Origin of the sequence: Streptomyces sp. NPDC007983, assembly GCF_042958345.1 — a bacterium.
Lineage (GTDB): Bacteria > Actinomycetota > Actinomycetes > Streptomycetales > Streptomycetaceae > Streptomyces.
In genome coordinates this window covers 23,977-35,922 of record NZ_JBIBJI010000007.1, presented here as the reverse complement: position 1 = coordinate 35,922, position 11,946 = coordinate 23,977, and the positions used below count along the sequence as shown (strand labels likewise).

Sequence of the window (11,946 nt, the reverse complement as noted above, 5' to 3'; positions counted from 1 at the left end):
CGAGCGGGTCAAGGCAGTCGCGGCGCACAGCACCGCGACCGGATCTATGGAAGCATATACGAGCAACTGTATATATACGGAGGCGCGGGGGTAAACCCCGCCGTTACGACTCCACGGCGTCCCGCTCGACCGGGCAGCTCATACAGCGCGGCCCGCCCCGGCCGCGGCCCAGCTCGCTGCCCGGGATGTCGATGACCTCGATACCGCGCTTGCGGAGGAAGGTGTTGGTCGTCGCGTTCCGCTCGTAGGCGACCACCACACCCGGCTCGACGGCGAGCACATTGCAGCCGTCGTCCCACTGCTCCCGCTCCGCCGCGTGCACGTCCTGGGTGGCGGTGAGCACCCGGATGGCGTCCAGGCCGAGGGCCGCGGCTATGGCCCGGTGCATATGCTCCGGCGGATGGTCGGTGACCTTCAGCTCCCGGCTGCCCGCGCCCGGCTCGATGGTGTACGAGCGGAGCATCCCGAGCCCCGCGTACTGGGTGAAGGTGTCCCCGTCGACCATCGTCATCACCGTGTCGAGGTGCATGAAGGCGCGCCCCTTGGGCATGTCGAGCGCCACGATCGTACGGGCGGAACCGGCCTCGAAGAGCCGGTGGGCCAGCATCTCCACCGCCTGCGGGGTGGTCCGCTCGCTCATACCGATCAGCACCGCGCCCTTGCCGAGCACCAGCACGTCGCCGCCCTCGATCGTCGAGGGGTACGCGGCCTGGCCCTCCGACCAGACATGGAAGTCCTCGTCCGCGAACAGGGGGTGGTGGCGGTAGACGGCCTCGTAGTGCACCGTCTCGTGCCAGCGGGCGGGCCAGCGCATCGCGTTGATGGCCACCCCGTCGTACACCCAGGCGGAGGCGTCCCGGGTGAAGAGGTGGTTGGGCAGCGGGTTCACCAGGAAGTCGTCGGGCTCCATGGCGTGGAAGCGGATGGAGACCGGCTCCGGGAACCGCGCCAGATACTCCCGCTTCGTCATGCCGCCGATCAGCGCCTCGGTCAGCTCCGGGGCGGTCAGCTCGTCGAAGGCCGCGCGCAGCCGGTCGGTGGCCAGCGGGCCGTACTCCTTCTCGTCGAAGACCCGGTCCAGCACCAGGGACCGCGGCTCGGCGAGGGCCAGGCTCTCGGCCAGCAGGTCACCGAACAGATGGACCTCGACGCCCCGGTCGCGCAGCACGTCCGCGAATCCGTCGTGCTCCTGACGGGCCCTGCGCACCCACAGGACGTCGTCGAAGAGGAGCGCGTCCCGGTTGGAGGGGGTGAGCCGCTTCAGCTCCAGGTCGGGACGGTGCAGAATGACGCGGCGCAGCCGCCCGGCCTCCGAGTCCACATGGAATCCCATGATTCCATCTTCGCCGTTCCGGGCCCGCCGCGGATGTCTCGCGACACAAGTCGTGACCGAGGCCCCGGCCTGACCGCCAAGGTCTGACCGCCCCGGTCAGACCGCGGCCAGGATGACGATCAGGACCAGGGCCACGGCCAGGAAGCCCAGCAGGGCCGAGACCCACAGCTGACCGGGCTGCAGATCGATACGGCCGCCGCCGTCCTCGGGTCCGCGGCGGCGCGCGGGCCAGGTGGCGGGTCGGCGGGCGGGCCGACGGGCCCCACGGGGGTCGGCCTCCGCGCGCTCCCGGCACCCCTCATGCTCCCGGCACTCCTCCGCCAGCCCGCCGAACAGCGCCTTCCAGCCCTTCTCCCCGAAGCCGGTGACCTGCCGGGTGGCGACGATACGGCGCACCACCTCGCGCCCCGCGCCGTCGCCCGCCGCCCACAGCCCGGGCAGGACGCACGCCATCAGCTCGGGGACGGCGCCCCGGTCGGCGTACGGGCGCACCAGGCCCTCGTACAGCATCAGCGCGTTGCGCACCCGAAGCCGGCCGCCGCCGCCCGGCTGATCGAGGTAGAGGTGGGCGATCAGCACCTTCTCGCAGACCGCGTCGGCGAGCCGTGGCCCGCGCTCGGGGGCGCGGCGCACCAGCTCGACGACGACGCGGGTGGCCCGGTCGGCGGGCAGCCCCGCGTCGAGGGCGCTCAGCAGCAGCCCGTCGTCGGCCTCGCGCAGCGCCGCGGGGAGGGCGTCGCCGCCGTGGCGCAGCGCCTCGCGCAGGGCGCGCTGGGTGTGTACGGCGCCCACCGGCGTCCGGGACGAGCCGCCGTCCGTGTCCTGTATATGCGATGTGTCCTGTGCGTGCTCCGTGTCCTGGGCATACTCCGTGTCCTGGGTGTACTCCGTGTCCTTCACCATCGACGTCCCTCTCCTCACAGCGCTTCCAGCACCTCCCGGATCCGGGTGGCCGCCCGTACGTCGAGCGGTTCGTCACCGTCGTGCGCCAGCCGGGGCAGGAAGCCGTACAACACCGCCAGCTGGCGGTCGTCGCGGGCGGCCCGCCGGATCCAGCCGACCAGCGCGTCTTCGGCCGCGGCCGCCGACCGGGCCCAGGTCAGGGCGGCCCGCAGCAGTTCGGCGAGCTGCGGTGCGCTGCCCGGGCGGGCCGCCAGCAGGGCGGTGGCCAGCGGCCAGGCGGCGTACGGCTCCAGCTCCGGCACCTCGCCCAGCCCCCACAGATGGGAGGTCCGGGTGGTGACGGCGCGCAGCACCGTCAGCAGCGCCAGGTCCCGGCGCGGCCGCCGGGTGTCGTGCAGCCAGTGGGTGAGCCCGGCGAGCACGGCCTCCGGTTCCGTCCCGGCCAGCAGCCGCAGCACGCTGTACGAGGTGATCCGGCCGTCGTCCTCGTACGCCAGCCGGGCCAGCTCCTCCAGGGACGCCCGGACGGAGCCCGCCGCGAGGCCGTAGCCATGGGCGAGGACCGCCGTCTCGCGCTCGCGCTCGTCGTCGCCGAGCGCCCAGCCGCGCAGCAGTCCGTCCACGGCGGGCCGTACGCCCTCGTCGCGGGCCGCCTCGGCGAGCGCGGTGGCCGCCGCCATCCGCTGCACCGGGCTGTCGGCGCGGGCCAGCGGCAGCAGCAGTTCGACGAAGCCGTACAGATAGTCGCGGGCGCAGAGCACGCCCGCGGCGACCGCCGCGCGCACCCACACCTGGGGGCGCGGATCGTCGCACAGGGCGCGCAGCCAGCGGGCCATCGGGCCGCGGACGTTGTGGTGGCCGTCCCACGCCTCGTACAGCACCGCGGACGCCAGCCGCCGCCCCTGGAACCGGACGGCGCGGACCGGGACCGACGCGTCGCCCAGGTCCTCCACGCCGTCGCCGCACACCGCGCGCGCCGCGGCGAGCCCCGCGCCGGGACGGGCGGCGAACAGCTGGCGCCCGGGCGCGTACTGCGGGTCGAGCGTGACGGCCAGCTCCCAGGTCAGCAGCTCGGCGGCCTCGGCGGTGAGGCTGTGCGCGGAGCCGTTGAAGACGGCGAGCGCGATCCGCAGCGCCGCCGTACGCAGGGCGGGCAGCGCGGCGGGCAGAGTGCCGGGGCGGCCCGCGCCGTCGAACCACGCGCGGGCCTGGTCCGGGGCGAAGGCCCGGCAGCGCTCCCGCAGCCCTTCGTCGGACAGCCGGCCCTCGGCGTGGGCGGCGAGGTGCCGGGCGAGCCGGGCGGCCTCGCCGGGGCGCGGCTCGTCCAGGCCGAGCGCGTCGGCCACATCGGGGCGGGCGGCGGTGGCGCGGGCGAGGTCCAGCAGCTCGGCGGGCTTGTCCGCGAGCAGGTCGGACAGCTGATGGTCCAGCACCTCGGCGGCGGCCGGGGGTTCGTACGGTACGGCGTGGCGGCGGGCGCTCAGCAGCCGGTCGGCGGCCGGGCCGTCCGCGACCAGGACGACGCCGAACGCCTCGCGCTCGGCGAAGTGGGCGCGCAGCCGGTCCAGGAGGGGGCCGGGGTCGGTGTCGTCGGCGGGGAGTTCGAGGAGGTAGCCGTGGCCGCGCTCGGTCCGCTGCGCGGTGGGGGCGGCGCCGGGCCCGAGCCGGATCACGTCACCGCCCGCCGCCGCGGCCGGGCCGTCTCCCTCGGCCGGGCGGTCTCCTTCAGCCGAGCCGTCGCCCTCGGTCAGGCCGTCTCCTTCGGTCAGGCCGTCTCCTTCGGTCAGGCCGGCCAGGAGCGCGAGACCGGTCCAGGCGCGGCCGGTGCCGGGTTCGCCGCACAGGGCGAGGAGGTGGGTGTGGCGCAGCCGCTCCCGCATCGCGGCGTAGCCGGGGACGGGCCGGTAGACCCGGCGCAGCCGCGCCAGCTCCTCGCGGGCGACCGGCCCTTCGGGCAGCGGACGGTGCTCCTCCCCGCCCGGCGGACGCGGTGGGCAGTCGGTGAGGCGCAGATGCGCGCGCGCCTCGCGCGCCGTGCGGGCGCCGCCCGCCTCGCCCGCGCCGTCCAGCGGGCCGCCCCTCGGGATGTCCAGCCGCCGCGGGCCCGGTTCCGCCGGGATGCCGATGTCGTCCGGTCCGCTCATCGCCCGCCGTCCTTCATGCCGTGGTCCCCGTGGGTCCTCGTACGTCCGCGGGGGTGGCGTCCTTGGAGGGAGGCCCGGAAGCGGGCGGCGAAGCCTCTCCCCCGATCCGCCCCGCCGCCCTTCTCCGGTGCCAGGCACTGGGCCGTGTGCACCCCCGTCGCACACGGTCCCGTTCGCCTGTGCCTCCACCAGAGTGGGCCGGGCGCGGGGCGGGGGCTGTAGCCGTTTACACAGTCGCGCGCATTCGCGGGGCGTGTGCGCCCGCGCTCATTCGCAGGGGCGCGCCGGGATGTGCTCCCCCGTCGCACGCCCCTCGGCCAGCAACCGCAGCAGCCCGATGTCCCGCACCTCGAAGCGGCGCGAGGCGGTCCGTACGACGCCCTGGTCGCGCAGCAGCCGCAGCGCCTTGGCGACGGCCTCCCGGGTCGAGCCCACGGCGGCCGCGATGTCGTGCTGCGGCAGCGGCAGATCGACCGCGATGGCCCCGCCGGGACCGGTGTGCCCGGTGCGTTCGGCGATCTCGACCAGCCGGGCGGCCAGCCGCTGGAGCACCTTCTCGGAGGCGAGGGAGCGCCGTTCACCGTCGGAGCTGCGCAGCCGGGAGCTGAACTGGCGCATGATCAATACGGTGGCGACCGGCCGCGCGGCCAGATAGGCGCGGAACCGGTCACCGGAGACCACGACCGCCTCCATCCGGCCGAGCGCGGTGACGGTGGCGCTGCGCGAGCCGTGGTCCACCGCGGCCTGGTCCCCCACCACCTCGCCCGCGCCGCGCAGCGCCAGGATCAGCCGCACCCCGCGCTCGGTCTCCACGGAGACGGTGGCCCAGCCGGAGACGATCGCGACGACGAAGGTGGTGCGGTCGTGCTCGCGCAGGATGACCTCGGAGGGGTCGTACGTCCGCGGGCTGCCGAGCGCGAGCAGCGCGCGCCGGTCATCGGCGGGAAGCGCGTGCAGAAAGGGCCGGCCGTCCTCGAAGAGACTCATCCGCCCTCCCGCTTCGCTGGTGGCTCGTCAGGTTGCGGAGAACCGATGGGATGACGAGCACGCTAGGCAGGTGGCACGGGCACGTCAATGGGGCGGCCGGAACCGGTGTCCACGGACGGACCTGCGGCGGAATCCGTTCGAACACCTCTGCAATCCCCCGCCCGTCCGTCGGAGCCGGCGCCTCCGCGAAGGGCCGTCGCCGCGAGGGCGGCGAGCGCTGCGGTCACCGCGGCGAAGGCCCAGCCCCCGCGCAGCGTCCCCGTGTCCGGCCGGGCGGCACCGCCGGTGATCATGACCAGGGCCGCCACTCCCAGGGCCGAGCCACCCTGCCGGGACATCATCAGCACGCCCGAGCCGAGGGACAGCCCCCGGCCCTCCGCTACAGCCGTGGGTCCACCGGCTCCGACTCCAGGGCCAGCACCGCGAACACCGCCTCGTGCACCCGCCACAGCGGCTCGCCGTCCGCCAGCCGGTCCAGCGCCTCCAGCCCCAGGGCGTACTCCCGCAGGGCGAGCGAGCGCTTGTGGCCGAGGTGGCGCTGACGCAGCCGGTCCAGGTTCTCCGGTCGGGTGTACTCCGGGCCGTAGACGATCCGCAGATACTCCCGGCCCCGGCATTTGACGCCCGGCTGGACCAGCCGGCCGTCGCCCTTGCGGACGAAGCCCTGGAGCGGTTTGACGACCATGCCCTCGCCGCCCGCCTCTGTCAGCTCCAGCCACCAGGCGATCCCCTCGGCCACCGACGCGTCGTCCTCGGTGTCGACGACCAGGCGGCGGGTGGGGGCCAGCAGGGGGCCGCCGTCCGGGTCCGGCTTCTCCGCCTCGATCATGCGGTCGATCAGGGCGAGCTGCCGGTCGTGCGGGAGCGCGGCGAGGCTGCGGCCCTGGGCGGCCAGGATCTGGAACGGCGCCATCCGTATGCCGTTCAGCCCGTCGACCGGCCAGCAGTAGCGCCGGTACGCCTCGGTGAACGCGGCCGCGTCCACGGCCCGCCCGCGCTGCTTGTCGAGGAGCGCGGACACCTCGACGCCACGCGCCGCCGCGCCCTCCAGCGCCGAGAGCACCCCCGGGAAGACGGCCCCCGAGGCCGCGCCCACCGCCGCGTACTGGTTGCGCAGCAGCCCCGCGGCCTTGAGGGACCACGGCATCAGCTCGGCGTCCAGCAGCAGCCAGTCGGTCTCCAGCTCCTGCCACAGACCGGCGCCCTCGATGCCGCCGCGCACCCCGCCGAGGACGGACTCGGCCAGCCGCGGATCGTCGAAGAACGGCCGCCCGGTGCGGGTGTACACCATGCCGGATACGCCCTCGGGCGCCCCGAAGCGCTCCTTCGCCACCTCCTCGTCGCGGCAGACCAGCGCCACCGCCCGGGAGCCCATGTGCTTCTCCTCGCAGATCACCTGGCGCACCCCGTCCGCGCGGTAGGCGGCGAACGCCTCGGCCGGGTGCTCCAGGTACCCGTCCTCCGCGGAGGTGGCGGCGGGCGCCATGGTGGGCGGGAGGTAGGCGAGCAGCCGCGGGTCGACGGCGAAGCGGCTCATGACCTCCAGGGCCGCCGCCGCGTTCTCCTCCTTGACCGCGATCCGGCCCATGTGCCGGGTCTCGACGATGCGGCGGCCGCGCACATCGGCGAGGTCGAGCGGACGGCCGTCGGTGCCGCCCGGGGCCTCGTTGCCCAGGGGCTTGACCGGCTCGTACCAGACGCGCTCGGCCGGGACGTCCACGATCTCGCGCTCCGGCCAGCGCAGCGCGGTCATCCGGCCGCCGAAGACACAACCGGTGTCCAGGCAGAGGGTGTTGTTCAGCCAGGACGCCCTGGGGGTGGGCGTGTGGCCGTAGACGACGGCGGCGCGGCCCCGGTAGTCCTCGGCCCATGGGTAGCGCACCGGCAGCCCGAACTCATCGGTCTCACCGGTCGTCTCCCCGTACAGCGCGTGCGACCGCACCCGGCCCGACGTACGGCCGTGGTACTTCTCGGGCAGCCCGGCGTGGCAGACCACCAGCGCCCCGCCGTCCAGCACATAGTGGCTGACCAGCGACTCGATGAAGTCTCGCGCCCGGTCGGCGAACTCCGGGTCCGCGGCGTGCTCGCGGTCCAGCTGCTCGACCGTCTCGGCGAGACCGTGGGCGACCCGGACCTTGCGGCCCTTGAGGTAGCGGGCGAGCTTGTTCTCGTGGTTGCCGGGCACGCACAGGGCCGCCCCGGAGGCGACCATGCCCATCACCAGGCGCAGCACCCCGGGGCTGTCCGGCCCGCGGTCGACGAGGTCGCCGACGAAGACGGCGGTGCGCCCCTCGGGGTGGACGGCGTCGACCGGGCGGCCCCGGTCGTCGGGGCGCAGCGCGTATCCGAGCTTGCCCAACAGGGTCTCCAGCTCGGAGCGGCAGCCGTGGATGTCGCCGATGATGTCGAACGGGCCGGTGAGGTGGCGCAGATCGTTGTAGCGGCGCTCGGTGACGACCTCGGCGGCCTCGACCTGCTCGGCACCGCGCAGGATGTGCACCTTGCGGAATCCCTCGCGCTCCAGGGACCTCAGGGAGCGGCGCAGCTCGCGGCGCTGGCGCGGGATGACGTGGGAGGGCATATCGGCCCGGTCGGGGCGGGCCGCGTTGCGCCGCGCGCATTCGGCCTCGGGGATGTCGAGGACGATCGCGACCGGGAGGACGTCGTGCTCGCGGGCCAGCTGGATCAGGGCGCGGCGGGCCTCGGGCTGGACGTTGGTCGCGTCGACCACGGTCAGCCGCCCGGCCGCCAGCCGCTTGCCCGCGATGTAGTGGAGCAGGTCGAAGGCGTCCGACGTGGCGCTCTGGTCGTTCTCGTCGTCGGAGACCAGGCCCCGGCAGACGTCGGAGGAGACGATCTGGGTGGGCAGGAAGTGGCGCCGGGCGAAGGTGGACTTGCCCGAGCCGGTGGTGCCGACGAGGACCACGAGGGACAGGTCGGGCACGCCGAGGCTGCGCCTGTCGAGTGTCATGGTGTCGGTCATGCGGCGGCCTCCTTCGGTGTCGTGGTCGTGGTGGTGCCGGTTTCGCCGCCGTCCTGCCGGAAGAGCGCGAGCTGGGTCGGCGGGCCGACCTCGGGGTCCTCGGGGCCGACGGGGCGGAACTCCACGGCATAGCCGTGCCGTTCGGCGACTCCCCGCGCCCAGTCGCGGAACTCCTCGCGCGTCCACTCGAAGCGGTGGTCGGGGTGGCGGACCTGCCCGGCGGGCAGGGACTCCCAGCGCACGTTGTACTCGACGTTGGGCGTGGTCACCACGACGGCCGTGGGCCGGGCAGCGCCGAACACCGCGTACTCCAGGGCGGGCAGCCGGGACGGATCCACGTGCTCGATCACCTCGCTGAGCACCGCCGCGTCATAGCCGGTCAGCCGGGAGTCGGTGTACGCGAGCGAGCCCTGCGTCAGCTTGAGCCGCGCCGACTGCCGCTCGGGCATCCGGTCCAGGCGCAGCCGCCGCGCCGCCTCGTTCAGCGCGCGTATCGACACATCGACACCGACGATCTCGGTGAACCGCGCGTCCTTGAGCAGCTCGCCCAGCAACTGGCCCTGGCCGCAGCCGAGATCCAGCACCCGGGACGCCCCGGCGCCCCGCAGGGCGTCGAGGATCGCCTCGCGCCGCCGCACGGCCAGCGGCACGGGCCGCGGTGCGCTCTCCCCCTCCGGCTCCACTCCCCCTCGCTCCCCTCGCTCTGCCTGCTCCGCCTGCTCCGCCTGCTCCGGCTGTCCTTCCTGCTCGGCGCGCTCGGCCTCGTACTCGGCGGCGGGCTCCTCCACCGCGTTGTCGATCTCCTCCACCTCGGCGTCGTCCGTCTCCGCGAGCCGCGCCAGCTCCAGCCGCTCCATCGCGCTGCGGGTCAGCGACCAGCGGCGGGCCAGATAGCGGTTGGTGATCAGCCGCTGCTCGGGGTGGTGCTCCAGCCAGCCCTCGCCGGACCGCAGCAGCTTGTCCACCTCGTCCGGGGCGACCCAGTAGTGCTTGGCGTCGTCCAGCACCGGCAGCAGCACATACAGATGGCGCAGCGCGTCGGCGAGCCGCAGCTCGCCCTCCAGCACCAGCCGTACGTACCGCGAGTCGCCCCACTGCGGGAACCGCTCGTCCAGCGGCACCGGCTCGGCCGTCACCGCCCAGCCCAGCGGCGCGAAGAGCCGCTCGACCAGGGCGGCGCCGCCGCGCGCGGGCAGGGCGGGCACCTCGATCCGCAGGGGCAGCGGCCGCTCCGGCAGCTCGGGCCGCGCCTTGCACTGTCCCCTCAGGGCGCTGGAGAAGACGGTGCTCAGCGCGACGGCCAGCAGCGAGGAGGCCGCGTACGGACGGTCGTTGACGTACTGGGCGAGCGCGGAGTCGGGCGCGCCGCCCCGCCCCTTGCCCCGGCCCCGCCGCACCAGCGCGACGGGGTCGACCTCCAGCAGCAGCGCCGCCGTGCAGCGCTCGGCGTCCGCCTCGGGGTAGAGGAGATGCGCGGTGCCGTGGGAGGTCGAGAACCGCTGCGCCTTGTCGGGGTGCTTGTGCAGCAGAAATCCCAGGTCGGTCGCGGGGCGCTCGCTGGTGCCGGTGGTGGTAATCGTCAAGAACACCCGTCCGAGTATCGCCGGGTGAACGCCCCCTCACCTAATGGTTTCCCACAACGCCCGCCAGCTCGGCGATCCGATCCGGCCCCACCCGGCAGCAGCCGCCGATGAGCCGCGCACCGGCATCCCGCCACGCCTTCACCCGCGCCGGGTCGAAGGTCGACCGCCCGCGCCAGCTCCGGGCCGCCGCGTCCCACTCCTCTCCGCTGTTCGGATACACCACCACCGGCTTTCCGGTGGCCTCGGCCGCGATCTCCACGGCCCGGTCCGCGTCGCCCGGCTCGCAGCAGTTGACGCCGACGGCGATCACCTGCTCGTTCCCGGCGGCGAGGGCGAACGCCTCCCGGAGCGGCTGTCCGGCCCGGGTGGTCTCGCCCGCGATGCTGTACGACAGCCAGACGGGCACCCCGCAGCCCTCGACGGCCCGCAGCATGGCCGCCGCCTCGTCGGCGTCCGGCACCGTCTCCAGGGCGAGCACATCGGGCCCGGCCGCCACCAGGGCCTCGATCCGCGGCCGGTGGAACCGCTCCAGCTCGGCCACGCTCAGCCCGTACCGCCCCCGGTACTCGCTGCCGTCGGCCAGCATCGCCCCGTAGGGCCCGACGGAGGCCGCCACCCACACCGGGGCGGCCGGGTCGGCCGCCTGCCCGGCCGCGCCGCGCGCCAGCTCGACGCTGCGGCCCAGCAGCGCCGTGGCGTCATCGCGCGCCACGCCCCGGCGGGCGAAGCCCTCGTAGGTGGCCTGGTAGCTGCTGGTGATGAGCACCCGTGCGCCCGCCCGCGCATACGCGGCGTGCGCCGCCTCGATCTGCCCCGGGTCGTCGGCGAGCAGCCGGGCCGACCACAGCTCGTCGGACAGGTCGCAGCCCTGTGCCTCCAGCTGGTTGGACAGCCCGCCGTCGAGGACGAGCGGCGCGCCTTCCAGAGCGGTGGCCAGTGGCGTGGGCGGGACGGACATCACGGGTACTCCTGGTGGTTCGGTGAGCCACATGGCTCGGTCGGCCCGGCGGCCGGGGCGGGCCGGCGGGTCGGCGGGTCGGTCGGGCCGGTGGCCGGTGGGACCGGCCGGCCGGCGGTCAGCCCAGCTGGGCCTGGACCTGGGATGAAATCAGCTCGAGGTGATCGAGGTCGTCGAGGTCCAGAATCTGGAGGTAGACCCGGGACGCCCCGGCCTCCGCATAGCGGCCGATCTTCTCGACGACCTCGGCCGGGGAGCCCGCCAGCCCGTTCTCCTTCAGCTCCGGGACCTCGCGGCCGATCTTCGCGGCCCGCCGGGCGACCTCGGCGTCGTCCTTGCCCACACAGGCCACCAGCGCGTTGGAGTACACCAGGTCGTCGCCCTTGCGCCCGGCCGCCTCGGCGGCCGCCCGCACCCGGCCGAACTGGGCCTGGCTGTCCTCGACCGAAGCGAACGGCATGTTGAACTCGTCCGCGAACCGCGCGGCCAGCCGCGGGGTGCGGGTCGGCCCCTGGCCGCCGACCAGCACCGGCACCCGGTCCTGGGCGGGCTTGGGCAGCGCGGGCGAGTCGGTGAGCTGGTAGTGCGCACCGTCATGGCTGAAGGTCTCGCCGGCCGGCGTCTTCCACAGGCCGGTGACGATGGCCAGCTGCTCCTCCAGCCGCGCGAACTTCTGCTTCGGGAAGGGGATGCCGTACGCGGTGTGCTCCTCCTCGTACCAGCCGGCGCCCAGGCCCAGCTCGACTCGTCCACCCGACATCTGGTCGACCTGCGCGACCTGGATCGCGAGGACACCCGGCAGCCGGAAGGTGGCGGCGGTCATCAGGGTGCCCAGCCGGATCCGCTTGGTCTCGCGGGCCAGCCCGGCCAGGGTGAGCCACGCGTCGGTCGGACCCGGCAGCCCGTCGACATCCCCCATGTGCAGATAGTGGTCCGAACGGAAGAAGGCGTCGAAGCCGAGGTCTTCGGTGGCCTTCGCGACGGACAGCAGAGTGTCGTAGGTCGCCCCCTGCTGGGGCTCGGTGAAAATGCGGAGATCCATGGCCCCCATCCTG

General features: G+C 74.5%; 8 protein-coding genes. All 8 read right to left on the bottom strand.

Annotated features, from left to right (window positions below; translation table 11 throughout):
* Positions 1-103: 103 nt before the first annotated feature.
* Positions 104-1,333, bottom strand: coding sequence for an arginine deiminase (locus ACFZCY_RS22760; protein WP_391176083.1), 1,230 nt, complete (start codon positions 1,331-1,333; stop codon positions 104-106).
* A 96-nt stretch (positions 1,334-1,429) separates the two neighbouring features.
* Complete coding sequence (locus ACFZCY_RS22755; RefSeq protein ID WP_391176081.1) at positions 1,430-2,236, bottom strand: hypothetical protein; 807 nt, start codon at positions 2,234-2,236, stop codon at positions 1,430-1,432.
* A 14-nt stretch (positions 2,237-2,250) separates the two neighbouring features.
* A complete protein-coding gene (locus ACFZCY_RS22750) occupies positions 2,251-4,380 on the bottom strand; it encodes a hypothetical protein (RefSeq protein WP_391176078.1) in 2,130 nt (709 codons plus the stop codon).
* Positions 4,381-4,647: 267 nt separating this feature from the next.
* Entirely contained in the window at positions 4,648-5,367 is a 720-nt protein-coding gene (locus tag ACFZCY_RS22745) for a helix-turn-helix domain-containing protein (RefSeq protein ID WP_391176075.1), read from the bottom strand.
* A 379-nt stretch (positions 5,368-5,746) separates the two neighbouring features.
* Positions 5,747-8,350, bottom strand: coding sequence for a polynucleotide kinase-phosphatase (locus tag ACFZCY_RS22740; RefSeq protein ID WP_391176072.1), 2,604 nt, complete (start codon positions 8,348-8,350; stop codon positions 5,747-5,749).
* Positions 8,347-9,939 (bottom strand): 3' terminal RNA ribose 2'-O-methyltransferase Hen1, encoded by a 1,593-nt coding sequence (locus ACFZCY_RS22735; RefSeq protein WP_391176069.1) that lies wholly within the window; start codon positions 9,937-9,939, stop codon positions 8,347-8,349. Before ACFZCY_RS22735 ends, ACFZCY_RS22740 begins: the two co-directional genes overlap by 4 nt.
* A 34-nt stretch (positions 9,940-9,973) precedes the next feature.
* Complete coding sequence (gene mmuM / locus ACFZCY_RS22730; protein WP_391176065.1) at positions 9,974-10,891, bottom strand: homocysteine S-methyltransferase; 918 nt, start codon at positions 10,889-10,891, stop codon at positions 9,974-9,976.
* A 118-nt stretch (positions 10,892-11,009) separates the two neighbouring features.
* Positions 11,010-11,933: a TIGR03560 family F420-dependent LLM class oxidoreductase gene (locus ACFZCY_RS22725; RefSeq protein ID WP_391176062.1), complete on the bottom strand. Its 924-nt coding sequence runs from the start codon at positions 11,931-11,933 to the stop codon at positions 11,010-11,012.
* Positions 11,934-11,946 lie beyond the last annotated feature (13 nt).

Bases quoted from the DNA above. Each gene is read 5' to 3' on its own strand.
- ACFZCY_RS22755 (WP_391176081.1), bottom strand. From the start codon at position 2,236: ATGGTGAAGGACACGGAGTACACCCAGGACACGGAGTATGCCCAGGAC.
- mmuM (WP_391176065.1), bottom strand. From the start codon at position 10,891: ATGTCCGTCCCGCCCACGCCACTGGCCACCGCTCTGGAAGGCGCGCCG.
- ACFZCY_RS22750 (WP_391176078.1), bottom strand. From the start codon at position 4,380: ATGAGCGGACCGGACGACATCGGCATCCCGGCGGAACCGGGCCCGCGG.
- ACFZCY_RS22725 (WP_391176062.1), bottom strand. From the start codon at position 11,933: ATGGATCTCCGCATTTTCACCGAGCCCCAGCAGGGGGCGACCTACGAC.
- ACFZCY_RS22740 (WP_391176072.1), bottom strand. From the start codon at position 8,350: ATGACCGACACCATGACACTCGACAGGCGCAGCCTCGGCGTGCCCGAC.
- ACFZCY_RS22760 (WP_391176083.1), bottom strand. From the start codon at position 1,333: ATGGGATTCCATGTGGACTCGGAGGCCGGGCGGCTGCGCCGCGTCATT.
- ACFZCY_RS22745 (WP_391176075.1), bottom strand. From the start codon at position 5,367: ATGAGTCTCTTCGAGGACGGCCGGCCCTTTCTGCACGCGCTTCCCGCC.